This is a genomic window from Bradyrhizobium sp. CCBAU 45394 (assembly GCF_028128655.1).
GTDB lineage: Bacteria > Pseudomonadota > Alphaproteobacteria > Rhizobiales > Xanthobacteraceae > Bradyrhizobium > Bradyrhizobium diazoefficiens.
Genome location: NZ_LBIX01000001.1, coordinates 23,461 through 49,661, shown reverse-complemented (window position 1 = coordinate 49,661; position 26,201 = coordinate 23,461). Strand labels below are relative to the sequence as shown.

Here is a 26,201-nt window from a genome sequence, read left to right as displayed (position 1 = left end):
GTTCAGGCCGGCACGCCGGCGCGGCCAAGCCGGGCGTGGCGGGCATAGTGGTGCGCGCTGCCGCCGAACAGCGTGTCGAAGGCGACCAGCCGCTTGAAATAGGCGCCGACCTCGAGCTCCTCGGTGACGCCCATGCCGCCGTGAAGCTGGATCGACTGCTCGCCGACGAAGCGCGCGCATTTTCCGATCTTCGCCTTCGCGCCCGACGCGGCCCGCGCGCGCTCGATCGGCGTGCTGTCTGCCTTCAGCGCGGCGCGCAGCGCCATCGAGCGCGCCTCGTCCACCTGCATCGCCATGTCGGCGAGGCGGTGGCGGATCACCTGGTTGGCGGACAGCGGCCGGCCGAACTGCTTCCGGATCTTGGTGTATTCCAGCGTCGTCTCCAGCAGCGTCTGCATGATGCCGACGGCTTCCGCGCCGAGCGCGGCCATGGCGCGGTCGACGGCCCATTCGATTGCGGGCAGCGCATCCTTGCCGTCGCCGAGCAGGGCATCCTCCGGAAGATGCACGTCGGGCAGCTCGATATTGCACGCGCGCCCGCCGCCGAGGCGCGGATAGTCGGAGATCGAGAGGCTTGGCGCCGTTGCCGGCACCAGGAACAGGCCGATCCGCCCCGATGGCCCCCGATGATCGTGAATATGCGCGGAGACGATGATCTCGTCGGCGGCATGGCCGTCGAGCACGGCGATCTTGCTGCCGGCAAGACGCCAGCCCTGCGCGGTCTTGTTGGCTGCGGTCGCAACTTTGGCGAGATCGAACCGCGCTGCGCGTTCGGAATGCGCAAGCGCCAGCTTGAACGACCCGTCCGCGATCTTCGGCAGGCTCGCCTGCTTCTGCGCCGTGCTGCCGCATCTGTCGATCAGCGCGGCTCCGAGCACGACGGTTGCGACATAAGGCTCCGACACCAGCCCGCGGCCGAAGGCTTCCATCAAGATGCCGATCTCGACCGCACCACCGCCGAGCCCATCAAACTGCTCCGGGATCGGCAACGCCAACCAGCCGAGCTCGGCAAACTGCGTCCATACCGCCGGGCTGAAGCCGAGCGGATCGTTCGCCATCTTGCGGCGATGATCGGCATCGTAGCTCTCGGCCACGAAGCGTTCCGCGCTTTCGCGCAGCAGCCGTTGCTCGTCGCTCAGATTGAGGTCCATCGCGTCTACTCCGCGGCCGCCGGCGGCTTGCGCACGGAGGGATGCAGGCCCGATGGATCGACGATCATGCCGAACTCCTGAAGGTTATGGGCGTGACAGAGCTGATGCAGGGCAAAGGCCTGGTCGATTGCAGCCGGCTGGCCCATCACATCGACCGAACGATTGACCGCCTCCTTGGTCAGCTTCAGCGCGAAGGACGGCTTTGATGCGATCCGGCGCGCCAGCTCCAGCACGCGCGATGACAACTCCGCGCGTGGCACGACCTGATTGACCATGCCGAGCTGATGCGCCTCCTGCGCGCTCCAGCTGTCGGCCGTGAACAGGAATTCCTTGGCCTTGCGCGGCCCGAGCTCCCAAGGATGCACGAACCATTCGACGCCGCAGACGCCCATGGCGACCACGGGATCGCAGAACTGCGCATCGTCGCTGGCGACGATGAGGTCGCAGGCCCAGGCCAGCATCAAGCCGCCGGCGATGCACTTGCCGTGCACCTCGGCGATAACAGGCTTTGCCAGATTGCGCCAACGGCGCGTGATCTGGAGATATATTTCCTGCTCGCGCGCGAAGCGGCCGTGCGCGTTGGCTTCGGCGAAGCCGCCCCAATTTCCGATCGGCGGAAAATCGACGCCCGCTTCATTCTTGCCGCCCGGGCGCAAATCGTGGCCCGAGGAGAAATGCGGCCCGTTGCCGGCAAGGATGATCACCTTGACCGTGTCGTCCTGCACCGCGGCATCGAAGGCAGCGTTGAGGTCGTAGGTCATTTGCAGGTTCTGCGCGTTGCGCGCATCGGGCCGGTTCATGACGACCCGGGCAATCGCCGGCTCCGGCCGCTCCACGAGGATGGTCTCGAACGAGGACATCGCGTTCCCCCTGGCGTTTCCGTTTGGTCTTATTGTTTCGTTGAGTTGACTATGTTGGCCGGTGATAGGCAAGGGGCTTGCGTCAATCGGCTGGCGATGGGGCGCGCATATGCTTGTTGCAGTCATTCCGGGGCGCGAAGCGAACCCGGAATCTCGAGATTCTTCGATGCTCCGGGCCGCGCTTGCGCGGTCCCGTCGCATCGCCCGGGAATGACGAGAAGAAATCTCGACACTCGCCAGGGCCCTTCTGATAGTTTGCGCCGGATTCCACCGGGAGAAATTTTGATGCGCAAGATCCTGACCGTGCTGGCGGCGCTGGCCTCGCTCAGCCTCACCAATTGTGGCTACAACGCGATCCAGAGCGAGGACGAGCAGATCAAGGCCAACTGGTCCGAGGTCGTGAACCAGTATCAGCGCCGCGCCGATCTCGTGCCCAACCTCGTCAACTCGGTGAAGGGCTTTGCCCAGCAGGAGAAGGACGTGCTGCTCGGCGTGACCAATGCCCGCGCCAAGGTCGGCAGCATCCAGGCAACGCCGGAGGTGCTGAACGACCCCGCGGCCTTCCAGAAGTTCCAGGCCGCCCAGGGCGAGCTCTCCAGCGCGCTGTCGCGCCTCCTGGTCGTCACCGAGAACTATCCGCAGCTCAAGTCGGACGCGCTGTTCAAGGACCTGATGTCCCAGCTCGAGGGCACCGAGAACCGCATCACGGTGGCGCGCAACCGCTACATCAAGGCGGTGCAGGATTACAACGTCACCATCCGCTCGTTCCCGACCAACCTCACCGCGATGACGTTCGGCTACAAGGAGAAGCCGAACTTCTCGGTCGAGAACGAGAAGGAGATCTCGACCGCGCCGAAGGTCGATTTCAATCCTGCGCCCGCGCCATCGAAGTAAGTGCGTTCGCCTCTCATGCGCGCCACGCCCACCACTGTCATTCCCCGCGAAAGCGGGGAATCCAGTACGCCGCGGCCTTTCCGTATCTCGCTGCCGTCTCGGGAATACTGGATCGCCCGGTCAAGCCGGGCGATGACACTGAGTGTGTGGTTCGCCTTCGCACTCCTCCTCGCCTTCGCATTCCCCGCCTTCGCCGACGTCGCGGTGCCGCAGCTCACCGGCCGCGTGGTCGACCAGACCGGCACGCTCTCCAGCGGCGACATTGCTGCGCTCACGCAAAAACTGCGCAACTTCGAGACGCGCAAAGGCAGCCAGGTCGCCGTGCTGATCGTGCCGTCCACGCAGCCGGAAACGATCGAGCAGTTCTCGATCCGGGTTGCGGAGGCCTGGAAGGTCGGCCGCAAGAAGGTCGACGATGGCGCGATCCTCGTCGTTGCCAAGAACGACCGGCATTTGCGCATCGAGGTCGGTTACGGCCTCGAAGGCGCGCTCACCGACGTCACCTCGCGGCGGATCATCGACGAGATCATCACACCGAAATTCAGAACGGGCGATTTCAGCGGCGGCATCTCGGATGGTGTCGATCGCATGATCCGCGTCATCGACGGCGAGCCGCTGCCGGTTCCCTCGCCCAGCGTGAATTTCGGCAATCTGGACGATATCGGGCCGCTCTTCTTCGTGACGGTGTTCGCCTCGATCGGGGTCGGCGGGTTCTTCCGGGCCATGCTGGGGCGGCTGCTCGGATCATTGGTGACCGGGGGCATCATCGCAGCATTGACCTGGCTCATTCTCGGTTCTTTCGGGCTTGCCATGGTGCTCGGCGTCGCCGGCTTCATCATCGGATTCATCGCCGATGTGGTTTCCGCGATGGGACCAAGTACGGGGTCGTCGCGTCGGGGCTCGTGGTCGAGCGGATCCTCGGGAGGCGGCTGGAGCAGCGGATCGTCGGGCAGCAGCGACAGCGGCAGCTTCAGCGGCGGTGGTGGCAGTTTTGGCGGCGGCGGCGCCTCGGGGAGCTGGTAGCGGCATGAGCATCAAGCGCATTGCCAGACATCTGGTGCAGCATCATTGGCGGGCAAAGCGGATTTTTCCGCCAAAGGTGCTCACCCGCATCGAGCAGGCGATCAAGCAGGGTGAGACCACCCATTCCGGCCAGGTCCGCTTCGTCGTCGAAGGCGCGCTCGACGGCGGCCCCCTGTTCCGCAACCAGCCGGCGCGCGAGCGCGCGCTCGACGTGTTCTCGCATTTGCGCATCTGGGACACCGCGCACAACAATGGCGTCCTCATCTATCTCCTGCTCGCCGATCGCGACGTCGAGATCATCGCCGACCGCGGCATCGACGCGAAGGTGGGGGCGGCGGGCTGGGAGACCATCTGCCGCGCGATGGAGGCGGAGTTCAGGTCCGGCCAGTTCGAGCGCGGCGTGATCGAAGGCATCGCAGCCGTGTCGCGCGAGCTGGCAAAGCATTTTCCTCCGCAGGGCCCGCATCGCAACGAGCTGCCGGATGCGCCGGTGACGATGTGAGCGCCTGCCAGTAATCCGCACGCCGTCATTGCGAGCGTAGCGTAGCAATCCAGAGTCTTTCCGCGGTGGCAGTCTGGATTGCTTCGCGCGCCCAACTCTCTCACCGTACCCCCGCGCAACCGCGAAGCGGTTGTCGCTCGAGGCGGCCGCTTCTTCGGCTGTCCTCGAAGGGCGGCGGCCCGACCGTTGCCCTGCCGTTCATCTTCCCCCGGTTACAAATTGTTTCACGCCCGCCACACCGGTTCCACTTTCCCGGCCAAATTCGGCCCCTGATGACTTCCTAAAATTTCGGTAAGCGGGTCCGAAGGTAAGGATTTCGCAAGCAATGAAAGTTACCAAAAGGTCAATCCAGAGTGGAGTATTTGAGCCGTGAGCGAACCAATGGCTGAGCAGGCTGCCCAAGAGACCGGCGAACAGACGAGCGTCGAAGCCGCCGCGACCGCGCCGCAGGCCGTCGAGGCTGCCGGGATCGAGGCCCCTTCGATTGCCCCCGACCATGAGACGCCGCCCAAAGCCGATCCAGTCAAGGTCGAGCCGCCCAGGATCGAAGCCTCGAGGATCGAGGTGCCGAAGTTCAGCGCCACGCCGCAGGCTGAATCCGGGCCCGAGCCGAAGCCGGGCAAGCTCATCGTCATGCCCCCCTCGGATCGCGCCTGGGACCGCGAGGATTTCGCCCCCCACGTGAAGGCGGACGAGCCGCGCGAGGCCGGCGGCAAGCGTCGCCTGTCGGCGATGGCCGCGGTGGTGGCGATTGCCGCCAGCGTCGGCGCGATCAGCGGCGCGCTCGCGACCGCCGGCATGATGCACTTTGCAGCTCCGGTTCCGGCGCCAGCGCAGGTCGCCGACACCAGCGCGCTCGATGCCTCCGTCGCGCGGATCGATGCCGACCTCGTCGCGCTCAAGGCGAATGTCGAGCACACCTCCAAGACCGGTCTCAACCAGTTCAACCGGGCCAACGACCGTCTCGACAAGCTCGAGAAGGCGCAGGCCGAGCCGATGGCCAGGATCGCAAAACTGTCCGAGACCGTGGACAAGCTCCGTGCCACGCCGCCCGCAGCCCCCGCGCAGGCTGCCGCCACACCCGCCAGGGAGACCACCGGCTCGATCGCGCCGACCCAGGTTGCGACCGCTGCCGCCGCACCGGCTCCGGTGCCCGCCGCGCCCAAGACCGAGGTCGGCCGGCTCCCGACGATCGAGGGCTGGGTCCTGCGCGACGTCGCCAATGGCGGCGCGCTGATCGAGGGCAGGGGCGGCCTTTACGAGGTTTATGCCGGCGATCCCATTCCCGGCGTTGGCCGCGTCGATGCGATCCGCCGCCAGGACGGCCGCTGGGTGGTTGTCACCAGCAAGGGCCTGATCGTCGCGCGCTAAGCTGTCGGAATTCAACTTTCGAAGAGGCGCTTCACCACCATGTGAAGCGCCTTTTTGCTTGAATAGGGGTCCTTGCGCGGTGTTACTGAAGGCATGAGCCGCGTGTTGCGAATTCTCCTTGCTGTCGTCGTGCTTCTTGGTGGCGCCATGTCGCTATCGGCAGCGGAGAATGCACAGCTCACGCGCGGCACGGCGATCACCGATCCCGATGTCCTGCGCAGGCTCGACCAGAACGATGCGCTCACGATCTCGCGCCTGTTATGGCCGGAGCGCAACGCGAACTTTCCGCTCACGAACGATCTGCTGTTCTCCTCGATGCCGCAGCTTGCGCCAATTCCGCCGGCAATCGACGCGGAGTTCGATCGCTACATCGCGGGACACAAGGCGGCATGGCCGAGCGAGACCATCGGCGTCGGCGAAGGCTTTGACGTGCAGCTGTTCGATCGGGCCGCGCTGAAATCCCCCAACACGCGTTTCGTGCTGGCCGGCATCGTCAACCGCATGGACCGCGCCTATGTCGCGGAGGATTCCTGCGGCGAGATCCGCCTGATCTATCGGCTCACCCGTTTCGACGCCGGACCGGACGGGAGCAAGACGGCGACGCGCCTGCCGATGACGTTCAACCTGGTGCTGAAGGCGCGCGAGGCCCGCCAGATCGCCTCGAACGGCAAGCCGGTCACCTGCGCCGAGGTCGCGCGGCGCTGGCTCGACAATGGCGACTGGCAGGGGCTGATCGGCGGCGGCTTCTATCCTTACGATGCCATGCTCGATCGCATCGAGACCAACATCCAGGTCTCGATCGCGCCGAAATCGGCGCTGCACGACTTCCGCTCGGACTATTTGCTCAAGGTGTTCAAGTACGACGCCGCGACGAAGACGTTCGAGGAATCGACGCTGGAGAACCAGATCGATCGCGACCGGATTTTTGCGGACAATGATCTCCGGCGCGACTTCAAGGAGTGGCTGCTCGCGCCCGACCATCTGCGCGAGTTCGATCGCGGCACGGTGCTGATCCCCGAGAAGTTTTTGGCCAAGGCCGCGGTGGTGCCGACACCGGCCGGCCTCGATGCCTCCGCGTTGCAGCCGGAGTTCGGCATGATGCAAGGCGAGGGCAAGGACAATCCCGTCTTCACGGACAGCGATGTGGTTAGCGCGTTGAAGCAAGCGACCGCGCGCGGTGACATGCAGAACATCCGCTCGGTCGCGGGCTTCCAGCGCCGTCTCAACGACGTCACTTGCGCCGGCTGTCACCAGACCCGCGGCATCGGCGGCTTCCATTTTCCGGGCGTGGATTGGCTGGCGGACAAGCCGTCCAATGCCACCATCGTGCCGGCCTCGCCGCATTTCCTTGGCGACCAGCTTCGCCGCCGCGACATCCTGACCGCGTTCGCGGCCGGACAGCGGCCTGATTTCTCACGCGGATTCGCCAGCCGGCCGCAGACCCGCGGCAGCCAGGAACTGGCCGGCACCGAATATCAGGACGGCTGGGGGGCGCATTGTCTTTTGCAAGATGCGGGATCGGGAGCGCCGGACAAGAGTTTTACGTCATGGAGCTGTGCCAAAGGTTTGACCTGTCAGGCTGCCGCGGCCTCGCGCCGCATCGGCATGTGCTTCATCAAGACGCGCTAGCGCGTCCTACCCCACCGCCCCGTTTGACCGCAGTTGCTTGATCGCTGCCTCGTCGTATCCCGCTCCGCGCAAGATCTCGTCACTGTGCTCGCCGACGCCGGGCGGCTTGCGCGGCTGCACCTTCTTGGTGCCGTCGACCCAGATCGGGCTGGAGATGGTGAGCATGGTGTCGTTCTCGAACGGCACCAGCACTTCGTTGTCCAGCATCTGCTTGTCGTTCGGGATGTCGTCCAGAATGCCGACGATGCCGAACACGAGGCCGTTGCCGTCGAGGATCTTGCGCCATTCGGCAAGGTCCTTGGTGGCGAAAGTCTCGTCGAAAATCTTGATCAGCTCGACCGAGCGGGCGTGGCGGTCGGGCTTGGTGGCAAAACGTGGATCGGTGATCAGGTCTTCGCGGCCAAGGCACTTGGCCAGCGTCGGAAACTGCTTCTCCTCGCTCAGCAGCGACAGGATCAGCCAGCGGCCGTCCTTGCATTGGTAGTGGTTGGCGACCGCATTCAGCGCGCGCTCGCGCGGGCGCCGCTCGCCGAACTTGGCGCCGCAGAGTTTTGCCTGCGCCAGCACGCTCGCCGCCCACACCCCGTTCGCCATCAGGTTGGAAGCGACATGCGAGCCCCTGCCGGTCTTCTCGCGCTGATAGAGCGCGGTGACGATCGCGCTGTACAACGCCATCGCGCAGGGGTGGTCGCCCATGCCGGCGACCGAGCGGGCCGGCGTCGTATCGGTATCGGCGCGAACGAGGTCCATCAGGCCGGAGCGCGCCCAATAGGCGTTGCTGTCGAAGCCGGGCTTGTTGGCTTCCTCGCCCTTCTCGCCATAGCCGGTGAACGAGGCGTAGATCAGCCGGTCGTTGAGATGGGCGAGGTGGTCATAGGTGATGCCGAGCTTGGTGCGCACCGGCGGCGGCATGTTGGTGATGAAGACGTCGGTCTCTTCGACCAGCTTGTAGAGCACCGCCTGCGCCTCCGGCTTGGAGAGATCGAGCGCGAGGCTCTTCTTGTTGCGGGCCTCCAGCAGCCAGGCGAAATTGTGCTCGCCGGTCGGGTAGCCCGGCAGGTTGGGCAGGTTGCGGTAGGGGTCGCCGGCGCCGGGCGGCTCGATCTTGATGACGTCGGCACCGAAATCCGACAGCACGGTCGCGGCCGCGGGCGCTGCGATGAAGCTCGCGCAGTCCAGAACCTTCAGCCCCGCAAAAATGCCCTTGTCCATCGCGGCGTTGCTCCCTCGCTCTTGTTGTTTCCCGCGCGCTGGAATTGGCGCGGGCCGGATCAAGGCTGCATTAGACCGATGTTTCGGCGGGATGCAACGCTCCTTCCGGGACTCACTCCTCCCCAGCCAGCAGGGCAGCATTGCCGCCGGCCGCAGCCGTGTTGATCGTCACGGTCTGCTCGGTGGCAAAGCGCGCGAGGTAGTGCGGGCCGCCGGCCTTCGGGCCGGTTCCGGACAGGCCGTTGCCGCCGAACGGCTGCACGCCGACCACGGCGCCGATCATGTTGCGGTTGACGTAGATGTTGCCGACCTGGACGCGGTCGATGATCGCCTCGATGCTGTCGTCGATGCGGGAGTGGACGCCGAGCGTGAGCCCGTAGCCGGTGCGCTCGATCGCCTGCAACACGCGTTCGAGGTTCTCGGGCCGATAGCGCACGACATGCAGGATCGGGCCGAACACTTCCTCGGTGAGCTGGCCGGCCTCCGTGAGCTCGAAGATGTGCGGCGCGACGAAGCAGCCCTCCGGCGCGGGACCGGCAAAGTGCAGCTGCGCCTCCGTCTTCATCCGCGCGATATGCGCATCGAGGCGCTGCTTGGCCTCGACGTCGATCACCGGCCCGACATGGGTTGCGACGTCGCTGGGGTCGCCGATCTTCAGTTCGCGTGCCGCGCCCGCGATCATCTCGATCATGCGGTCGGCGACGTCCTCCTGCACGAACAGCAGCCGCAGCGCCGAGCAGCGCTGGCCGGCGGAACGAAACGCCGAAGTCACGACGTCGTCGGCGACCTGCTCCGGCAGCGCGGTGGCATCTGCGATCATGGCGTTGATGCCGCCGGTCTCCGCGATCAGCGGCACGATTGGTCCGTCCTTGGCCGCGAGCGTCCGGTTGATGCTGCGGGCGACCTCGGTCGAGCCGGTGAAGACGACGCCGGCGATATCGGGATGCGCGGTCAGCGCGGCGCCGATGCGGCCGTCGCCGGTGACGAGATGCAGCGCGCTCTCGGGGATGCCGGCCTCGTGCAGCAGGGCTACGGCCTCGCGCGCGATGCGCGGCGTCTGCTCGGCGGGTTTTGCGACAACGCTGTTGCCGGCCATCAGCGCCGCCGTGACTTGGCCGAGGAAGATCGCCAGCGGGAAATTCCACGGCGAGATCGCCACGAAGACGCCGCGGCTACGCATGGCGAGCGCATTGCTCTCGCCGGTCGGGCCTGGCATCGCCGTCTCGCTGCCGAACAGCTTGCGGCCCTGCGCGGCATAGTAGCGGCAGAAGTCGGTGGCCTCGCGCAGCTCCGAGAGCGCATCGTCGAGCGTCTTGCCGCCCTCCCGCTGCAATAGCGCGATGAAATGGGCGCTACGGCTCTCCAACAGGTGCGCGGCCTGCTCCAGCGCCGCCGCGCGTGTGCCCGGGGGCGTCCGGCTCCAGCCGGCGAAACCCGCGCGCCCTGCGGCCACCGCTGCATTGGCCTGGTCCGGCGTTGCATCGGCGATCGGCTTGAGGTCGGCTGTCTCGGCCTTGACGTCGGTCAGCAGCTGGTCGAGCGCGGTGCGCGCGCCGAACTCGACGCCGCGCGAATTGCGCCGCTCCGGCGCGAACAGATCGCAGGGGAGCGGAATCCTGGGATGCGCCGCCGCCTGCGGCCGGACGATCGCATCCGCCGGACGCTGCAACAGCGCCGGGACCGGGACGCGATAATCGGCTGCCTGCGCCACGAAGGAGGAGTTGGCACCGTTCTCCAGCAGGCGCCGCACCAGATAGGCGAGCAGGTCGCGATGGCTGCCGACCGGGGCGTAGGTGCGGTAGGCGATGTCTGCGTGATCCTTGGCGAGCTGCTCGTAGAGCGCCTCGCCCATGCCGTGCAGGCGCTGGAATTCGAAGCCGCTGCTGCCCTCGGCCATCTCCAGCACGGTCGCGACCGTCAGCGCGTTGTGGGTGGCGAATTGCGGGAAGATGCGTGGCCGCAATCCGAGCAGCTTTTGCGCGCAGGCAACGTAGTTCAGATCCGTCATCGCCTTGCGCGTGAACACGGGATAGCCGTCGAGCCCGCGCTCCTGCGCGCGCTTGATCTCGGTGTCCCAATAGGCGCCCTTGACCAGCCGCACCATCAGCTTGCGGTCATGGGCGCGGGCGAGCGCGTCGACATAGTCGATCACTGCGCTGGCGCGCTTCTGATAGGCCTGGATCGCGAGCCCAAAACCGTCCCAGCCCTTGAGCGAGGGATCGGCCAGCATTGCCGCGATCACGTCGAGCGACAGCTCCAGCCGGTCCGCCTCTTCGGCGTCGACGGTGAAGTTGAGATCATGGGCCTTGGCGCGCTGCGCCAGATCGAGCAGCTGCGGCACCAGCTCGACCATCACGCGCGCGCGGCTGATCGCCTCGAAGCGCGGATGCAGCGCCGAGAGCTTGACGGAGATGCCGGGCCGGTCGGGCAGGGCATGGTTGCCGGCCGCCTTGCCGATCGTCTCGATCGCGCTGGCATAGGCGTCGAAATAGCGCCTGGCGTCCGCCGCGGTGCGCGCGCCTTCGCCGAGCATGTCGAAGGAGTAGCGCGTCTTCTGGCCAGAGCGCGGCTTACCCCGCTCCAGCGCCTGCTCGATGGTCTCACCCAGCACGAAATGATTGCCCATCAGCCGCATCGCCTGGCGCGTGGCGGTGCGCACCGCCGGCGCGCCGAGCCGCTTCACCAGCCGGCCGATGGTGCCGTCGGGCGTCTCGCCGGGCTGGATCACCCGCGCCGACAGGCCGAGCGCCCAGGCCGAGGCGTTGACCAGGAAGGCGGTGGACTTGGTCTCGTGATGGATGAAGTCGCCCTCGCCGAGCTTGTCCTCGATGAACTGGTCGGCGGTGCGCGCGTCCGGCACGCGCAACAGCGCCTCCGCCAGCACCATCAGTGCGAGGCCTTCCTTGGTCGAGAGCGCGAACTCCCGCAGCATGTCCTCGACCCCGCCAAGCCGGTCGTCGCGCTTGCGGATCGCCTCGATCAGCCGTGTCGCGGTGCGGTCGATCCGCGCCTCCTGCGGCGGGCTGAGATGCGACGCCGGCAACAGGCGCGCGGCGATCTCGGCATCATCGGGCGCGTAGGGGGCGGTGAAGGGAGGCTGGATGTTCGGCATGGCGTGTCCTGTGGCTCAAATCCAGGATAAGGCCCGCGTTACCGGAGTTCGATAGACAAGTTAGCCGATTTGCCTTAGTAAATGAAGATAGATGCCACTATAGCCAGATAAAATATGGAACTTGATCGATTAGACCGGAGAATCCTCTCGATTTTGCAGGAGGATGGGCGAATCGCCAATGTCGAGCTCGCCGAACGCATCGGCTTGTCGCCGACATCGATCGGCGAGCGGCTGAAGCGCTTGCAGCGCGAGGGTTTTGTCGAAGGCTACGGCGCGCGACTCAATCCGCACCGGCTCGGCCTCGGGCTTCTGGTGTTCGTCGAGGTGCTGCTCGACAAGACCACGCCGGACAATTTCGAGCGCTTTGCGCGCGCGGTGAAACTCGCGCCTGAAGTCCTGGAGTGTCACATGGTTGCCGGCGGCTTCGACTATCTTGTGAAGGCGAGGCTTGCGGACATGACGGCGTATCGGCGTTTCCTCGGCGAGACCCTGCTGTCGATGCCGGGCGTGCGCGAGACGCGGACCTACGCGGTGATGGAGGAGATCAAGCGCGACGCACCGTTGCCGGTGGGCTAGGGAAGTGCCGTCGCGATTGTCATTGCCGTAGCGTTGAATGAGCGGTCTTCGCGGAAAAAATAGCTATCCGTGTGCAGTCGCAACGCCCGTCGTCGAATGCACTGGCCGTCTTCTGAAATTTTCTTGGCCTCGCTCCCGGATTTGATCCGGGAGGCAGCGAAACGCTGGCGGGCTTATACTTTGAGGTTTTCTGCGGAGGTCTTGCCCCGGTTTGCGATCTCTTCGTATTCAACCGTCTGTCCCTCGTTGAGGGTCGACAGACCGGCTTTCTGCACTGCCGAGATATGCACGAACACATCCTTGCCACCCGACGCAGGCTGGATAAATCCATAACCCTTCGTCGGGTTGAACCACTTGACCGTACCTTTAGCCATCACGACTTCTCCGCGGGTCTTCCTCCGAGATCTCGAACCGCCAGTCCCCGCCAACCGGCCGGTTCGGTCCTAACAGGATACGCGGATTGTGGCAGGCTTGGTAGCTCAAACCACATCAGCCTTTTGCCGAATTCCGCTCAACTTCGCGGCGTTTTTGCCGGTTTTGCCCGTTTCGCGGTCAATTGGCCCGCGCTCCGTCAATACGTCGCGGCCAGGTAATCGACGATCTTGCCGACATCGGCATCGTCGATCAGTGCGCCATAGACCTTGATCATCTTGGTCACCTCGGCCTGCCAGAAGCCCTTCTTGTCCTTCATCGGCGGCTGCGTGTTGATGTAGTCGGCCGAGTGGCAGGCGCTGCAATTGCCTTGCACGACCTCGAGATTGGGGCCGGGCTTGAAGGCGGCGACCTCGTCCGGGAGTTGGTAATTGACGGGCGCCGCGGTCGCGGCACTGATGCCGGCGGCGAGAGCGAGCGAGATGGCGAGGAGAACGGTGCGCTGCATGATCATTCTCCCTCAGGCCACGCTGACGCGGACGGTTTCGACGACGTTGCGCAAATAACCCGCCGGGTTCCAGCGCGGCTGATCCGGTTGGGTCTCGCCGCCATTGCCGGTGGCGCGAACCTTGAGCTCAATGGTGCCGGCCGCGAGCTTCACCGGCAGCTTCCATTCGCGGAACGAGTATTTGCCGAGATCCTTGCCGAGCTTCGCGCTCGTCCAGGTCTTGCCGCCGTCGGTGGAGACCGCGACGTCCTTGATGCCCTTGCCGCCGTCGAAGGCGATGCCGCGCAGCGTCGTAGCTCCCGCCTTCAGCTTGGCGCCGTCAGGCACGCTGGTGATGAAGGAGCGGATGGTGAAACGGTTGATCGGGATCGTCGCCTTCGGCGTGGTGCCCGGCTCGATTGCATTGTTCGGGGTATCAGGAATGCGATAGGCCGACTTCATCCAGAAGCCGTCATAGACATTGTCGATGACGGTGATCTCGTTGAGGTGCTTGACCCAGTAGGTGCCGTAATAGCCGGGCACGATCAGGCGCAGCGGGAAGCCGTTGAGGAACGGCAGGTCCTCGCCGTTCATGCCGTAGGCCAGCATCACCTCGCCGTCGCTGGCGTGATCGATGTCGAGCGCCTTGACGAAGTCAGGCGTCTTGTCGCTGGCCGGGCCGTCCATGCCGTTGAACGTGACCTGCTTGGCACCGGCCTGCACGCCCGCCATCTCGAGCACGGTCTTCAGCGGCACGCCGCGCCAGCGTGCATTCCCCATCGCGCCGTTGGCGAGCTGGCCGCCGGCGACACGCGGCTCGAAGAAGCCGCGGCTGTTGCCGGAGCACTGGTTGACGGCGACGATTTCGGTCGCCTTCATTTTGCGGATGTCCTTGAGCGACAGCTTGAGCGGCTTGTCGACCTTGCCCTTGATCTCGAGCGTGAACTTGTCGGGGTCGAGATTGTAGGGCAGGTCCGAGAGATGATAGCGCACGAAGAATGCGTTGTTCGGCGTGATCGGGCCGTCGTTGAACACCGCGAACGGGGTCTCGAGTTGCGGCGGCCGGCTGGTTAGGCCGATCATCGGCCGCTTCTGCGGATATTTCACCAGCGGCCGTTCGCCGTTGGCGAAGGGCAGGGTGACGGTGTCCAGCGCCAGCGCTTTGGTTGAATTCAGTGTGGCCGCCATGGCGGCAAGCCCCGCTCCCTTGAGCAGGTCGCGTCGATCGAACATCTGGTCCCCTCCCGGAGCTTTTCGTTGGCTCGCGGTCATCACCGCGATCCTGCATTCATCTGTCGCAACGATGCCGATGAAGTCAATTCGTGCTTTCGCAGCAGGCCCATGCCGCTGCGTTGCAGCAAGCCGGTGTTGCGTTCGTAATGAGAGTCGAGCTGTCGCCGCGACGGTGGTGCGCTCCACCTCTCCCGCTTGCGGGAGAGGTCGCGCCGAAGGCGCGGGTGAGGGCTCTTTCCTCTAGGGGACTGTCCCGTTGCGGAGACACCCTCTCCCCAACCCTCTCCCGCAAGCGGGAGAGGGAGCGCACCGCGCTCGTTGTTGTCTTACGCCGCCACCCGCGCGCCGCGATCGACCAGCATCGCCAGCTCCGTGGCGTCCGCAACCACGCGCACGGCCATCGGCTCGTCGCGGCCGCGGATCGCGACCTCCTGCTGCGGCAGCGCGTCGTCGGCGAGGCCCGCGGTGCGGCGGACCTCCTCCGAGACGATGGCCTCGCAGGCCAGCGTCTTGGTCATATCCTGGAGGCGGGCGGCGACGTTGACGGCGTCGCCCAGCGCCGTGAACACGATGTGATCGCGATAGCCGATGTCGCCGATGATGACCTCGCCGCCGTGAATGCCGATGCCGAAGCGGATCGGCTGGCGCAGATCGTGGCTCAGGAGCTCGTTGAGCTCGTCGATATGCGTGGCGATGCCTGCGGCGGCTTTCAGCGCCTGCCGGCAGGCCTCTTGCGGATCGGCTGACAGCCCGAACAGCGCCAGCATGCCGTCGCCGACGAACTGGTTCGGCTGGCCGCCGTTCTCGACCACGGCCTGCGAGACCGCGCCGAGGAAGCGGTTGACGATGAAGACGGTGTCGAACGGCAGCCGCTTTTCGGCGAGCTGCGTCGAGCCGCGCATGTCCACGAACAGGCTGACGAGATAGCGCTCCTGGCCGATCCTGGCGGGCGTCGAGGCCTGCCCGCTCGCTGAGAGCGTATGCGCCGTGAAGAGCTGGAAGAAGGAGAGATCCGACGTCGGCCGCAGCTGGCAGGCGAGGCGGATCGAAGGGTCGGTGGCACCGACACGGGTGAGCACGAAGGCCTCGCGCTGTGACGGCTCGGGCAGGGCGCCATGATCGCCGATGATGCGGATGCGGCAGGTCGAGCAGCGGGCGCGGCCGCCGCAGACGCTGGCATGCGGCACATTGTGGCGCAGGCTCGCTTCCAGCACGGAGAGGCCCTTGGGGACCCGCACGGTCTTGCCGTTGCCGTAGGACAGCGCGATCATGCCGCCGCGCCGCTCGCGCAAGGCGCGCACGCCGCGCGCGGCCAGCGCCAGTCCGAGCAGGCCGACATAGCCGATGGTGAGGCCGCCGGTGATGCGGTCGAGCGTGTCGGCTTCCGCGACCGTGCCGACCTGGCGGCGGGTGAGGTTGTGCGTGCGCCATTCCCCGTCGTCGGCTTCGATCGCGACGCTGCGGCCGCCCTGATAGACGCCGAGCAGCGCCAGCGTCGGGATCAGCACTGCGGCCGCGAGCAGATAGGGCGCGGCGCGCGTGAAGAATGGCTTGAGGCGGAGCCAGAAATAAATGCCGATGCAGCCGTGGATCCAGGCGATGATCAGCAGGATCGTCATGGTCCAGATGCGGTTCGACGCGACGAAGAACAGGTAGAGTTCCTGCGGATAGAGTTTTTGGTGTCCGTACAGCGTCTGGCCGAGCCGCACACCGATCACGTGCGCCATGACCAGGGCGGGGATGCTCAAGCCCAGCACGAGCTGGAGCGGCTCGATCGTTCGCCAGCGGAACTGCCGCCGCTGATACAGCGCATAGATGCCGAGCCCCATATGGGTGAGCGCGGCGGCGTAGAACACGATCGCGACCGGCAGGAACTGCCAGAATGCGGTGTGGTAGTAGACCCCGACCTCCATGGCATCGACCGAGACGTTGCCGAGCGCATGGTTGAGGAAATGGCTGATCACATAGGAGAACAGGATGACGCCGCAGACAAGCCGCACCTGCCGCACGCTGGTCGCGCGGACGAGTTCGGGCATGTGGACAGGAGCGGTGGCCATGATTCGGTTGTATCAGTTCATGAAGGAGAACAGCCAGCCTAGCGTTTAATTCCAGCGGTGGACAGTTTTCGGGATCACATGCGCGGCAAGGTTACGAAACCGTAGGGTGGGCAAAGGCGCGCTGCCGCGGTCAGCCTCCGCTGTCCCGGACAAGCGCGCCCACAGGCGCGCGCCGATCCGGGACCCCCGCGCGAGCGCTTGCGCTCGTCGCGATACCACAGGGAGTAGTTGCGGGCAGGCTGGTAACTCCGAGTCTTCGCCAAACCCCTCCCTGTGGGTATGGGTCTTGGATCTGCACTCGCTTCGCTCGTTGGTCCGGGACGACGGCAGATGGCGGCAATATCCCCCACATTGACTCCCCCTCCCAAGTCGGGGAAAAGCGCGGCCGTGACGATCGCTCCCGACATCTCCGCGAAGCCAGACGGCGCCGAACGCCGTCTCATCCTTGCTGCCGTGCTCGTCATCGCCGCGATGACGCTGCTGCGCATCGTCTACGCCTCCGCGATCGAGCTGCGCACCGACGAGGCCTATTACTGGACCTGGTCGAAGGAGGCGGCGCTCAGCTTCCTCGATCATCCCCCGGGCATCGCCTGGCTCATCCGTTTCGGCACCGCGATCTTCGGTGACACTGCGCTCGGCGTTCGTTTCGGCGGCATCGTCGCGATGTTGGTGACGCAACTCCTGCTCGCCGACATCGTCCGCCGCCTCACCCATGATGCGCGTGCGGTCGTGTTGGCGGTGCTGATGCCGGAGGCTGCGCTCTACTACGGCCTCTTGATGGCCAAGGTCGCCCCCGACGTCGCGATGATCCCGTTCGCGGTCGCGATGATCTGGTCGCTGGTGCGGCTGGCGCAGAGCGATGATGGACGCTGGTGGCTGGCGGCCGGCCTGTTCGCCGGGCTGGCGATGCTGTCGAAATTCACCGTGATCATGTTCGCGCCGGCGGTGGCCGCTTTTCTTCTCGTGCCGGATTGGCGCTGGCGCTGGCTGCGCGGTCCTTACCCTTATCTGGCCGTGCTGGTTGCGATCGCCGTGTTCTCGCCGGTGCTGATCTGGAATGCGCAGCACGACTGGGCCTCGTTCCGGTTCCAGGGCGTGCGCGCCACCGCCAACTACGGCATCTCGCTCCGCACCGTCGGTGACTACATCGGCCTGCAATTCGGTCTGGTCGGCTTCGTCATGTTCCCGGTGGTGCTGTCGGGCCTCGTGATCACGGCATGGCGCGGCTATCGCACGCGCGAGCCGGTCGCGATCCTGCTGTCCACCGCGGTGCTGGTGCCGTTCCTCTATTTCCTCGTGAAATCGCTGACGCTCCGGGTCGGCGACACCTGGCCGATGTTCATGTGGCCCGTCGGCTTCGCGGCTGCGGCGGTGAACCTCGTCATGCTGCCGCGTGAAAAATGGTCGGCGCGGATGATCCGGTCGAGCCTGTTCTGGGCGAATACGGCGATCGTCTCGGGCATCGCCTTCGTCGTCATCGTGTTCCTCTACTACGTCGCCGCGCCCTGGAATTTCCTCGGCAAGATCGATCCGATCGGCGCCGAAGCCGGCTACGAGCAGGTTGCAGCGCGCGCGCAGGCTGCGCTGGACGAGACCGGCGCGACCTGGATCGCGACCACGGACTACCGCACCTATGCCATGATGCGCTGGCTGTTCAGGGGCCGCGTGCCTGTCATCGAGATCAACGAGCGCGGCCGCTTCCAGGATTTCCGCGATCCCGGCATCGATCGGATCAAGGGACATTCCGGCATCTATGTCGGGCGCGAGCCCGACAATCGTTTATCGCTGTGGGAGAACATCCCCGCGAAGCGCGAGCAGCTCGGTCGGGTCGAACGCCGCTGGCGCGGTGTTCTGACCGATACCTACGTGCTTGAAAAGCTCACCGGCTGGACCCCGGAGCTGTCCCCGCCGAAGGATTCGCCGCTGTTCCAGTGGCGGGTGCTGGCTTTCCTCTCCCTCTCCCCGCTCTTGTCCGCCGAAGCCTTGGCGAAGGCCGATGCGCGACGAGCTTCGCTCGCGCTGAGAGGGTTGGGGTGAGGGGGAGTCTCCGCGGGGGAGGTGACAGTTGGACTCGCGGAGAGTCCCCCTCACCCGGATCGCATCTGGCGATGCGCTCCGGCCTCTCCCCGCAAGCGGGGAGAGGCGAAGAAGCTACTCCTCCTCGCCCTCCTTCTTCCGCAGCAGATCCGTCGCGAGATCCGACAGCTTCGGCGGCGGCAGCGCCGCGAAGGGCAGCGGGCGTGTCACCTCGATCGCGGCCAATCCGAGCCGCGCCGTCAGCAATCCGTTGAGCACGCCTTCGCCCAGCCGCTGCGACAGCTTCGCTGCAATCCCGTGGCCCAGCATCTGCTGCACCAGGCTGTCGCTCGCGGCCATGCCGCCGGTGATGGCGAGATGGGCGATGACGTGGCGGAGCAGGCGGATCATGCCGAGCGCGCCGGGCCGTCCGCCATAGAGGTACGCAAGCTGGCGGATCAGACGCAGCGCGGCGACGAACACGAACATCACGTCGATCGCCGCGCGGGGCGAAACGGCCGTGACGATCGAGACCTTTTGCGCGGCTGACGACACCAGCCGTCGCGCCTCCGCATCCAGCGGCGACATCAATTCGCGCTCGGCGAGGCGGATCATGTCGGCGCCGTCGATGATCTCGCCGGTGTGGCTCTCCAGCGTGGCGCGGGCGCGTGCGAGCTGCGGATTCTGGTGCGCGATCTTCAGGAGGTCCTGCACGATGACGCGGCTCTCCTTGCGGTCGTCGCTGGCAAGGACTGCGGCTGCGCGCTGATGCAGTTTCTCGATCGTCGCGAGGCGCGCCAGTCCATACGCCTCGCGCCCGATCACCACCGCGAGCGCAAGCGCGGTGACGAATGCGAAGGCGAGCCCGACGAAGCCGAGGCTTTCGCTGCGCGCAAACAAATCCTCGATCAGATGAACCACGCCGAGCCCGACGCCGAGCAGCGTCAGCCCGGCAAGGCCGGACCAGAACAGCGCGCCCCAGGGGAGGCCGCGTCGTGCGGGCAGCACGGCTTCAATCGGCACCGGCAATGTCGCTGGATCGTGCTCCGGCGTGATCTGGATGGTGCCGCGGCCGAGCCGCGCCGTCTCGTCGGCTTCGGTGACGACGACGCCGGGATCGTCGAGCCGGAACGTCGCCGGCCGCCGCGGCGGGGATCGCTCGTTCATGAGAGCTTGTCTCCGATCAGGAACTGCAAGGCACGGTCGAGGCGGATGTGTGGCAGCGCCGGCTCGCCGTCACCCTCGCGCGCGAGCTTTGGCGGGCGGAAGCGCAGGAAGCGGAAGTCGCTCTTCTCGGCGGCCTCGGTCGAGAGGCCGCGGAAGGCATCCGTGCCGTTGAACAGCGGCTCGGGATCCAGGGGCAGGTCGCCGGGAAAGGTCGCAACCTCCGTGTTGCCGTCGAAGAACTCGCCGCCGGCGCTTTCGCCCGCCGCCGGTGTTCCCAGGATCGACGGCAATTTGTCGCGGCCGTGGGCGACCTGCGCCTCGCGCGTGGCGCGCACCGCGGCGAGCGCCACCACGTCGATCTGCGCGCCGGTATTTTCCGCGCGCGCCACCGCCTGCGTCACGGCGCGGCGGAGCACGGCCTCGAGACGGTCGTGGCTGGAATGATGCAGGTGGTCCGCCTTGGTCGCCGCGAACAGGATGCGGTCGATGCGCGGCCGAAACAGGCTGGTGAGGAAGGTGCTGCGGCCGATGTTGAAGCAGTCGAGAATGCCGGCGAGCGCGGCTTCGAGATCGTGCAGCGCCTCGGGTCCGGAGTTGAACGCGGCGAGCGCATCGGCCAGCACGATCTGGCGATCGAGGCGCGCAAAGTGATCGCGGAAGAAAGGACGCACCACGACGTCCTTGTAGGCTTCGAAGCGGCGCACCATCATCGCCCACAGCGAGCCGTCCGGCGCCTGGCCGCCGACGGGCACGTCGAGCGGCGCGAAGGTCAGCGCCGGGGAGCCTGCGAGATTGCCGGGCATCAGGAAGCGGCCGGGCGGCAGCAGGCTCATGGCAAAGCGTTCTTCGCGGCACGCGCGCAAATAATCGGTGAAGAGCCCTGCGGCTGTCAGTGTCGCCTGCTCGTCCTCGCGCGCGTCAGGCTTGAGCGTGGCAAGATGCGCGTGCCAGCCGGCGGCAAGATGAGCGCGTGGCGCCTCGCGCGAGAGCGCAAGACTCTCCGCCGACCATTGCTCGTAGCTCTTTTGCAGCAGCGGCAAGTCGAGCAGCCACTCGCCGGGATAGTCGACGATATCGAGCGTCAGGGTGCGATCGGCGCCGTTGTGGCGCTGGTAGTCGACGACGAGGCGAAGCTCGCTGATGTCGACGGTCGAATTCGGCCAGTGCCGTTCCTCGACCAGCGCGCGCAGATGGGTCTCATAGGCAAAGCGCGGCACGGCATCGTCCGGCTGCGGCGCGAGATGCGCCCGCGCGATCCGGCCCGAGGCATAGGCTTCGAATACCGGAAACCGGCCGCCGCGCGTCAGCCCATGGATCAGCGCGGTGATGAACACCGTCTTGCCGGCCCGCGACAGGCCGGTGACCCCGAGCCGCACCGTCGGATTGAAGAAGTGCTCGCCATAGTCGATCAGCGCCCGGGCCGACAGGCGCGCCTCTTCGACCATATCCTGGAAACTGAATGCCATGTGAACGTTAGGGGATCTCGGCGGGCGGAAAAGTGAAGCTGTTCACAAAGGTGGCAATTGCATGAGGAAAATCAAGCTTCATACTTCCACCGCCTTTGTCGGTAAATCAGCCGTTTGAACGACGCGCCGATCCCGAAAGACCCATACAACAAGGGCATTGTCTTGCCTTGCGGATTGCCATGACCGTCTTCCAATTGAAACAGTTTGCATCCACCTCCGTCCATGCTGCAGCCGACGCGATCGGCTGGAACTACGACCGGGCCGAGCTGATCGCCGACGGGATCATCCATGCGGTTGGTGTGTTCTCCGGTACCGTCGCCGCGACCGTTCTGGTGGTGCTTGCGGTGCTTTATGCCGACGCCACCGACATCGTCGGGGTCTCGATCTATGTCGCCGGCCTGCTCTCGATGCTGGTGCTGTCGGCGACCTATAATCTCTGGCCGGTCTCGCCGGTCAAATGGCTGCTGCGGCGCTTCGACCATTCGGCGATCTATCTCCTGATCGCCGCGACCTACACGCCGTTCATCCTGGAGCTGAAAGCCAGCGTCTTCGCGCTGGCGCTGCTCGTCTGCGTCTGGTGCGTGGCGATCGTCGGTATCGTGCTGAAGCTGCGCTATCCCGGCCGGTTCGACCGCGTCGCGGTCGGCATCTACCTCGCGATGGGCTGGAGCGGCGTGATGCTCTACGACGCGGTGGTCAAGGCGCTGCCCGCGCTGGTGCTCGGCTTCATCCTTGCGGGCGGGCTGCTCTACAGCTTCGGCGTGATCTTCCATGCCTGGCGGCGGCTGCGCTTCCAGAATGCGATCTGGCACGGCTTTGTCTTGGCCGGTGCGGCGTGCCATTATACCGCGGTGCTCGACCTCGTGTTGAGCTGAGCAGGACCCGCGACGCGGAATAAGCCAAGCGGTATAAGAGCGGTATAAGACAAGCGAAGCGCTATAAGAAAAGAGGAGACGTCGCATGCAGGTGACCGGCAAGGTCGTGGTCGTCACGGGCGGCGCAAACGGCATCGGCAAGGCGCTGTGCGAGGCGTTTCACAAGGCGGGCGCAGCCAAGGTCGTCGTCGCGGACATGGACGCCGCCAACGCCAGGGCCGTCGCTGCCATGGTCGATGGCGCAGCCTTCAGATGCGACGTCGCGCAGGAAAAAGAGATCGCCCACGTCATCGAGGAGACCGAGCGGCAGTTCGGACCGATCGAATTGTTCTGCTCCAATGCCGGCATCGGCGGCGGCTTCGATCCGATGTCGGTCAATGCCGGCGGCGCCTCCGACGAGCCTTGGCAGCGGAGCTGGGCGATCCACGTCATGGCGCATGTCTACGCGGCCCGGCATCTGGTCCCGCGGATGAAGGCGCGGGGCGGCGGCTATTTCCTCAACACCATCTCGGCCGCGGGCCTGCTGTCGCAGGTCGGCAGCCCCGCCTATTCCACCACCAAGCACGCCGCGGTCGGCTTTGCCGAGAACCTCGCGATCTCGCACAAGGCCGACAACATCAAGGTCTCGATCCTCTGCCCGCAGGGCGTCGACACCAACATGCTGCGCTCGATCCCGAAGGGCCCGCAATCCGGCGACGGCGATCTTACGCCCGAGCAGGTCGCAAGTGACGTGCTCGCGGGCCTGGCGCAGGAAACCTTCCTGATCCTGCCGCACCCCCAGGTGCTCGGCTACATGCGCAAGAAGACCGAGAACTACGACCGCTGGATCGGCGGCATGGCGAAGATCCAGGCGAAGATGCGGGAAGAGTTCGGGAAATAGGGAGGGCTGGTGCCGCCATCTCGGTGTCGTCCTGGCGAAAGCCAGGACCCATACCGCGTGATCTATCTATTGTGGGAGGTCGTCGTACCGAACGACGAGTCTTCGCCAAACTACCCCCTGGGGTAATGGGTCCTGGCTTTCGCCAGGACGACGATGGCGAGGCTCGGGCTACGCTGCCGTCTCCGCCTCGTCCTCCACCCGGCTCTGCCGCAACGCCCGGGCATAGAGCATCATGCCCTCGCGCACCGTGCGCTGCTCGGCCTCCGTCAATGCCGCCAGTGCGCCGCGCACCTGCTGCCGTCCGAATTCATGCAGCGCCTCCAGCGTGCGCCGGCCCTTGGCCGTCAGCGACAGCAGCTTGCTGCGTGCGTCTAGCTCGTCAGGCGTCTCCTTCAGTTCCCCGCAATCGATCAGCTTGCGCACCAGGCGGCTGACGCTGGATTTTTCCAGCCGCAGGAAATCGCCGAGCTCGCCCGAGGTCATCGGCCCGCGGATGCCGATCTCCAGAATGGTATGCACGGCTGAGGGCGGATAGTCCGACGCCGCCACCGTCGCATCCATGAAGCCGAGCTCGCGCACCATCAGGCGCGAGGCGGCGCGGATGTCGTCGATCAGAGAAAGCCCGGCCATCTTGACTCTTGGCATATAGTTGTATCATACAACTATATGCGTGCAGCGGCGCCCGCAAGCGTTTTGGAGTGGCCCATGAGCGGAACTTTGCCGGCTGGTCAGCGGATGAGGGGCAAGGTCTGTCTGGTGACGGGCGGCGGCAGCGGCATCGGCCGCGCCACCGCGCTACGGATGGCGTCCGAAGGCGCGGAAGCGCTCATCATTGCGGGCCGGCGCGAAGCCGAGATCGAGGCGACCGCTGCGGCGTGCCGCGAGGTCGGCGCGGCCGCGATCGCGCTCAAGACCGACATCACGCGCGAGGACGACGTCGCGCGCCTCGTCGGAACCGCCGTCGAGCGTTGCGGCCGGCTCGATGTTGCCTTCAACAATGCCGGCTTCCAGGAGCGCCGCGCGCCGCTGGAAGAGCAAGGCACGGAGATCTACGACAGCGTGTTCAACACCAATGTCCGCGCGCTGTTCCTGTGCCTGCGCCATCAATTGCCGGCGATGCTGGCGCAAGGCCGCGGCAGCATCGTCGTCAATGCCTCCGTCAGCGGCGTGCGCAATCCCAATCCCGGCTTCTCGCTCTATTCGGCCTCGAAAGCCGCGGCGATCTCGCTGACGCGCTCAGCCGCCATGGAGAACGCCCCGCGCGGCATCCGCATCAACGCCATCGCCCCCGGCCGCGTCGTCACCGACATGATGCTGCGTGCCGGCGTCGGCGACGTCGCGACGGTAGCCGCAGGCCTGCCGTTGCGGCGGATGGGGAGCCCGGAGGAGGTGGCGGAAGCGGTGGTGTGGCTATCGTCCGACGCCGCGTCCTACGTGGTCGGGCACATGCTGGCCGCGGACGGAGGATTTCTGGCGTCGTAGTTTCGGGCGGTGGTGCGGCACATTCCGCCGTCGTCCTGGCGAAAGCCAGGACCCATTACCCCAGGGCGCAGTTGTGGCGCGAGATTGTCATTACCAACCTTCGCCAAATATCCGGCGGTGGTAATGAGTCCTGGCTTTCGCCAGGACGACGATGTGGATGTGGCGTGCCTCTCTAATGCTTCTGCCCGTAAAGCACCGGCACCGCCGAATCCACGACCACCTCGACGAGGCATGTGCCCTCGTGCGCCATCCCGCGCTTCAGCGCCTCGCCGAGCTCGGTGGCCTTGCTCACCCGCACCGCGTGGCAGCCCATGCCCTCCGCAAGCCGTACGAAATCGATGCCCGGCAGCTCCAGCCCGGGCACGTTCCTCACCTGCATCACCTGGCTGAACGAGCGCATCGCGCCGTAGCCGGAATTGTTGATGACGACGACGGTCAGCGGCAGCTTGCGCTGCGCGGCGGTCCACAGCGCCTGGATCGAATACATCGCCGAGCCGTCGCCGATCAGGCACACGGTGCGGCTCTTCGGCTTGCCGAGCGCCATGCCGACCGCGGCCGGCAGCGAGTAGCCGAGGCCGCCGCTCGACATGGTGTAAAAACTGTCCTGGCCGCGCATCGGCATGAACTTCTGCATCGCCGGCCGGTGCGAGGGCACTTCCTCGACCAGCGATGCGCCGTCGGGCATCGCCTGCGCCAGCGAGTGCAGCAGGAATTCGACCGGCAGGGGATCGGCGGCCTGCGGCGCCGGCGGCAGCGTGCGGCCTTTGGGCGTCGCCCGTTTGCTCTCCGGCAGCAGGTCGAGCAGCAGGCTCAGCGCCGGCTTCATCGTGGCGACGATGCTGGTGCCGACCGGCGTCACGGCTGCGGCGTCCGGATCATCCGTGATCTGGAAGATCGTCGCGCCGCCGTCGAAGATTGCGGCATGCCCTTCGACATGGAAGGTGAACACGGGTGCGCCGACCACGACGACGAGATCGTGCTCGCGCAGCGCGTCGGAGAGTTGCGCCGGCGAGGCATGGAGGAAGCCCGCGAACTGCGGATGACGCTCGGGGAACGAGCATCGCGCCGAGAACGGGCTGACCCAGACGCTCGCCTTGGCTCTCTCGGCGACGCGTACCATCAGATCGACCGCGCCGGCGCGGTCGACGCCGGGGCCGACGACGAGGGCAGGGTGTTTTGCTGAACCGAACGCCGCGACCAGCGCCTTCATCGCCTCCGGCTCGGGTCCGATCTCGCGGCTGACCTTGCGCGCCTCGACCGGCGCCGTGGCATGCGTCCAGTCGTCGATCGGGATCGAGACGAAGGTCGGCCCGCAGGGCGGCTGCATCGCGGTGTAATAGGCGCGCGCGATTGCGGCCGGCACGTCCTCGGGCCGCGCCGGCTCGACGCTGTACTTCACGTATGGCCGCGGAAACTCCGACGCGCGCTCGGCATAGAGGAACGCCTGCAAGGGGAGGATCGAGCGCGCCTGCTGGCCCGCGGTGATCACGAGCGGCGTCTGGTTGCGATGCGCGGTATAGATGTTGCCGAGCGCGTTGCCGACGCCGGCCGCCGAATGCAGATTGACGAAGCCGGCATTGCGCGTCGCCTGCGCGTAACCATCGGCCATGCCGACCGCGGAGGCTTCCTGGAGCGCCAGCACGTAGTCGATGTCGTCGGGCCAGTCGCTCAGGAACGGCAGCTCGGTCGAGCCGGGATTGCCGAACACCCTGTCGATGCCGAAGGAGCGCAGCAGGTCGATCGTGGCCTGCTTGACGGTGACGGACTTGCTGCCGGCCTTGCCGTTCTTGGACATGGTTTCCGTTCCCGCGTGCCTATTGTTTGGCTCGTCATTCC

The 26,201-nt window shown here is 66.0% G+C and carries 22 protein-coding genes; 10 read left to right on the top strand and 12 right to left on the bottom strand.

Going from position 1 to position 26,201, the window contains the following annotated elements:
- Positions 1-2: 2 nt before the first annotated feature.
- Both WN73_RS00210 and WN73_RS00205 read right to left on the bottom strand, forming a co-directional pair.
- The gene (locus WN73_RS00210) at positions 3-1,151 is read right to left on the bottom strand and encodes an acyl-CoA dehydrogenase family protein (RefSeq protein ID WP_271550848.1); all 1,149 of its coding nucleotides are present in this window, start codon (positions 1,149-1,151) and stop codon (positions 3-5) included.
- 5 nt (positions 1,152-1,156) lie between these two features.
- Positions 1,157-2,011 (bottom strand): enoyl-CoA hydratase, encoded by an 855-nt coding sequence (locus WN73_RS00205; RefSeq protein ID WP_028172927.1) that lies wholly within the window; start codon positions 2,009-2,011, stop codon positions 1,157-1,159.
- Between the two features lie 285 nt (positions 2,012-2,296).
- On the opposite strand from WN73_RS00205, the gene WN73_RS00200 reads away from it, so the two are divergent.
- The 5 genes from WN73_RS00200 (at position 2,297) to WN73_RS00180 (ending at position 7,430) form a co-directional block, all read left to right on the top strand.
- Positions 2,297-2,905, top strand: coding sequence for a LemA family protein (locus WN73_RS00200; RefSeq protein WP_028172928.1), 609 nt, complete (start codon positions 2,297-2,299; stop codon positions 2,903-2,905).
- A 132-nt stretch (positions 2,906-3,037) separates the two neighbouring features.
- Positions 3,038-3,928 (top strand): TPM domain-containing protein, encoded by an 891-nt coding sequence (locus tag WN73_RS00195; protein ID WP_060910641.1) that lies wholly within the window; start codon positions 3,038-3,040, stop codon positions 3,926-3,928.
- Positions 3,929-3,932: 4 nt separating this feature from the next.
- Positions 3,933-4,430, top strand: coding sequence for a TPM domain-containing protein (locus tag WN73_RS00190; protein ID WP_060910642.1), 498 nt, complete (start codon positions 3,933-3,935; stop codon positions 4,428-4,430).
- A gap of 381 nt (positions 4,431-4,811) precedes the next feature.
- Complete coding sequence (locus tag WN73_RS00185; RefSeq protein WP_271550841.1) at positions 4,812-5,801, top strand: hypothetical protein; 990 nt, start codon at positions 4,812-4,814, stop codon at positions 5,799-5,801.
- Positions 5,802-5,894: 93 nt separating this feature from the next.
- Positions 5,895-7,430, top strand: coding sequence for a hypothetical protein (locus WN73_RS00180; protein WP_271550839.1), 1,536 nt, complete (start codon positions 5,895-5,897; stop codon positions 7,428-7,430).
- A gap of 6 nt (positions 7,431-7,436) precedes the next feature.
- Here WN73_RS00180 and WN73_RS00175 read toward each other — a convergent pair whose 3' ends face one another.
- Complete coding sequence (locus WN73_RS00175; protein ID WP_028172933.1) at positions 7,437-8,642, bottom strand: CaiB/BaiF CoA transferase family protein; 1,206 nt, start codon at positions 8,640-8,642, stop codon at positions 7,437-7,439.
- Positions 8,643-8,754: 112 nt separating this feature from the next.
- On the bottom strand, positions 8,755-11,754 hold the full coding sequence (gene putA, locus WN73_RS00170) for a bifunctional proline dehydrogenase/L-glutamate gamma-semialdehyde dehydrogenase PutA (RefSeq protein WP_271550837.1): 3,000 nt from the start codon (positions 11,752-11,754) through the stop codon (positions 8,755-8,757).
- A gap of 114 nt (positions 11,755-11,868) precedes the next feature.
- Here putA and WN73_RS00165 point away from each other — a divergent pair, with 114 nt between their 5' ends.
- On the top strand, positions 11,869-12,330 hold the full coding sequence (locus WN73_RS00165; RefSeq protein WP_011089995.1) for an Lrp/AsnC ligand binding domain-containing protein: 462 nt from the start codon (positions 11,869-11,871) through the stop codon (positions 12,328-12,330).
- Positions 12,331-12,503: 173 nt separating this feature from the next.
- Here the strand turns inward: WN73_RS00165 and WN73_RS00160 are convergent, their stop codons facing one another.
- From WN73_RS00160 to WN73_RS00145, 4 genes are all read right to left on the bottom strand, one after another.
- Positions 12,504-12,704 (bottom strand): cold-shock protein, encoded by a 201-nt coding sequence (locus tag WN73_RS00160; protein WP_008563500.1) that lies wholly within the window; start codon positions 12,702-12,704, stop codon positions 12,504-12,506.
- A 197-nt stretch (positions 12,705-12,901) separates the two neighbouring features.
- A complete protein-coding gene (gene sorB / locus WN73_RS00155) occupies positions 12,902-13,210 on the bottom strand; it encodes a SorB family sulfite dehydrogenase c-type cytochrome subunit (protein ID WP_271550832.1) in 309 nt (102 codons plus the stop codon).
- A gap of 12 nt (positions 13,211-13,222) precedes the next feature.
- Positions 13,223-14,422, bottom strand: coding sequence for a SorA family sulfite dehydrogenase catalytic subunit (gene sorA, locus WN73_RS00150; protein ID WP_271550830.1), 1,200 nt, complete (start codon positions 14,420-14,422; stop codon positions 13,223-13,225).
- A gap of 326 nt (positions 14,423-14,748) precedes the next feature.
- A complete protein-coding gene (locus tag WN73_RS00145) occupies positions 14,749-16,479 on the bottom strand; it encodes an adenylate/guanylate cyclase domain-containing protein (protein WP_271550828.1) in 1,731 nt (576 codons plus the stop codon).
- Between the two features lie 471 nt (positions 16,480-16,950).
- Between WN73_RS00145 and WN73_RS00140 the strand changes: the two genes are divergently transcribed.
- A complete protein-coding gene (locus WN73_RS00140; protein WP_271550998.1) occupies positions 16,951-18,516 on the top strand; it encodes a glycosyltransferase family 39 protein in 1,566 nt (521 codons plus the stop codon).
- A 114-nt stretch (positions 18,517-18,630) separates the two neighbouring features.
- Here WN73_RS00140 and WN73_RS00135 read toward each other — a convergent pair whose 3' ends face one another.
- Together WN73_RS00135 and WN73_RS00130 are read right to left on the bottom strand one after the other, a co-directional pair.
- Positions 18,631-19,662 (bottom strand): YcjF family protein, encoded by a 1,032-nt coding sequence (locus WN73_RS00135; protein ID WP_028172938.1) that lies wholly within the window; start codon positions 19,660-19,662, stop codon positions 18,631-18,633.
- Positions 19,659-21,128, bottom strand: a complete 1,470-nt coding sequence (locus tag WN73_RS00130; RefSeq protein ID WP_271550825.1) for a YcjX family protein — start codon at positions 21,126-21,128, stop codon at positions 19,659-19,661. Before WN73_RS00130 ends, WN73_RS00135 begins: the two co-directional genes overlap by 4 nt.
- A 179-nt stretch (positions 21,129-21,307) precedes the next feature.
- Here WN73_RS00130 and trhA point away from each other — a divergent pair, with 179 nt between their 5' ends.
- Together trhA and WN73_RS00120 are read left to right on the top strand one after the other, a co-directional pair.
- A complete protein-coding gene (gene trhA / locus WN73_RS00125) occupies positions 21,308-22,003 on the top strand; it encodes a PAQR family membrane homeostasis protein TrhA (protein ID WP_011089987.1) in 696 nt (231 codons plus the stop codon).
- Positions 22,004-22,088: 85 nt separating this feature from the next.
- Entirely contained in the window at positions 22,089-22,883 is a 795-nt protein-coding gene (locus WN73_RS00120) for an SDR family oxidoreductase (RefSeq protein WP_011089986.1), read from the top strand.
- Between the two features lie 168 nt (positions 22,884-23,051).
- Here WN73_RS00120 and WN73_RS00115 read toward each other — a convergent pair whose 3' ends face one another.
- A complete protein-coding gene (locus tag WN73_RS00115; protein ID WP_271550820.1) occupies positions 23,052-23,513 on the bottom strand; it encodes a MarR family winged helix-turn-helix transcriptional regulator in 462 nt (153 codons plus the stop codon).
- 75 nt (positions 23,514-23,588) lie between these two features.
- Here WN73_RS00115 and WN73_RS00110 point away from each other — a divergent pair, with 75 nt between their 5' ends.
- The gene (locus tag WN73_RS00110; RefSeq protein WP_271550818.1) at positions 23,589-24,365 is read left to right on the top strand and encodes an SDR family NAD(P)-dependent oxidoreductase; all 777 of its coding nucleotides are present in this window, start codon (positions 23,589-23,591) and stop codon (positions 24,363-24,365) included.
- Between the two features lie 172 nt (positions 24,366-24,537).
- Here the strand turns inward: WN73_RS00110 and mdlC are convergent, their stop codons facing one another.
- Positions 24,538-26,160, bottom strand: a complete 1,623-nt coding sequence (mdlC, locus tag WN73_RS00105) for a benzoylformate decarboxylase (RefSeq protein WP_271550816.1) — start codon at positions 26,158-26,160, stop codon at positions 24,538-24,540.
- Positions 26,161-26,201 lie beyond the last annotated feature (41 nt).

Excerpts from the sequence above, each read along its gene's own strand:
- WN73_RS00145 (WP_271550828.1), bottom strand. The coding sequence starts at position 16,479 with ATGGCCACCGCTCCTGTCCACATGCCCGAACTCGTCCGCGCGACCAGC.
- WN73_RS00120 (WP_011089986.1), top strand. The coding sequence starts at position 22,089 with ATGCAGGTGACCGGCAAGGTCGTGGTCGTCACGGGCGGCGCAAACGGC.
- WN73_RS00165 (WP_011089995.1), top strand. The coding sequence starts at position 11,869 with ATGGAACTTGATCGATTAGACCGGAGAATCCTCTCGATTTTGCAGGAG.
- trhA (WP_011089987.1), top strand. The coding sequence starts at position 21,308 with ATGACCGTCTTCCAATTGAAACAGTTTGCATCCACCTCCGTCCATGCT.
- WN73_RS00130 (WP_271550825.1), bottom strand. The coding sequence starts at position 21,128 with ATGGCATTCAGTTTCCAGGATATGGTCGAAGAGGCGCGCCTGTCGGCC.
- WN73_RS00190 (WP_060910642.1), top strand. The coding sequence starts at position 3,933 with ATGAGCATCAAGCGCATTGCCAGACATCTGGTGCAGCATCATTGGCGG.
- WN73_RS00185 (WP_271550841.1), top strand. The coding sequence starts at position 4,812 with ATGGCTGAGCAGGCTGCCCAAGAGACCGGCGAACAGACGAGCGTCGAA.
- WN73_RS00200 (WP_028172928.1), top strand. The coding sequence starts at position 2,297 with ATGCGCAAGATCCTGACCGTGCTGGCGGCGCTGGCCTCGCTCAGCCTC.
- WN73_RS00160 (WP_008563500.1), bottom strand. The coding sequence starts at position 12,704 with ATGGCTAAAGGTACGGTCAAGTGGTTCAACCCGACGAAGGGTTATGGA.
- WN73_RS00175 (WP_028172933.1), bottom strand. The coding sequence starts at position 8,642 with ATGGACAAGGGCATTTTTGCGGGGCTGAAGGTTCTGGACTGCGCGAGC.
- WN73_RS00140 (WP_271550998.1), top strand. The coding sequence starts at position 16,951 with ATGACGCTGCTGCGCATCGTCTACGCCTCCGCGATCGAGCTGCGCACC.
- sorB (WP_271550832.1), bottom strand. The coding sequence starts at position 13,210 with ATGCAGCGCACCGTTCTCCTCGCCATCTCGCTCGCTCTCGCCGCCGGC.
- WN73_RS00180 (WP_271550839.1), top strand. The coding sequence starts at position 5,895 with ATGAGCCGCGTGTTGCGAATTCTCCTTGCTGTCGTCGTGCTTCTTGGT.
- WN73_RS00135 (WP_028172938.1), bottom strand. The coding sequence starts at position 19,662 with ATGAACGAGCGATCCCCGCCGCGGCGGCCGGCGACGTTCCGGCTCGAC.
- sorA (WP_271550830.1), bottom strand. The coding sequence starts at position 14,422 with ATGTTCGATCGACGCGACCTGCTCAAGGGAGCGGGGCTTGCCGCCATG.
- WN73_RS00110 (WP_271550818.1), top strand. The coding sequence starts at position 23,589 with ATGAGCGGAACTTTGCCGGCTGGTCAGCGGATGAGGGGCAAGGTCTGT.
- WN73_RS00195 (WP_060910641.1), top strand. The coding sequence starts at position 3,038 with ATGACACTGAGTGTGTGGTTCGCCTTCGCACTCCTCCTCGCCTTCGCA.
- WN73_RS00205 (WP_028172927.1), bottom strand. The coding sequence starts at position 2,011 with ATGTCCTCGTTCGAGACCATCCTCGTGGAGCGGCCGGAGCCGGCGATT.
- WN73_RS00115 (WP_271550820.1), bottom strand. The coding sequence starts at position 23,513 with ATGGCCGGGCTTTCTCTGATCGACGACATCCGCGCCGCCTCGCGCCTG.
- putA (WP_271550837.1), bottom strand. The coding sequence starts at position 11,754 with ATGCCGAACATCCAGCCTCCCTTCACCGCCCCCTACGCGCCCGATGAT.
- WN73_RS00210 (WP_271550848.1), bottom strand. The coding sequence starts at position 1,151 with ATGGACCTCAATCTGAGCGACGAGCAACGGCTGCTGCGCGAAAGCGCG.
- mdlC (WP_271550816.1), bottom strand. The coding sequence starts at position 26,160 with ATGTCCAAGAACGGCAAGGCCGGCAGCAAGTCCGTCACCGTCAAGCAG.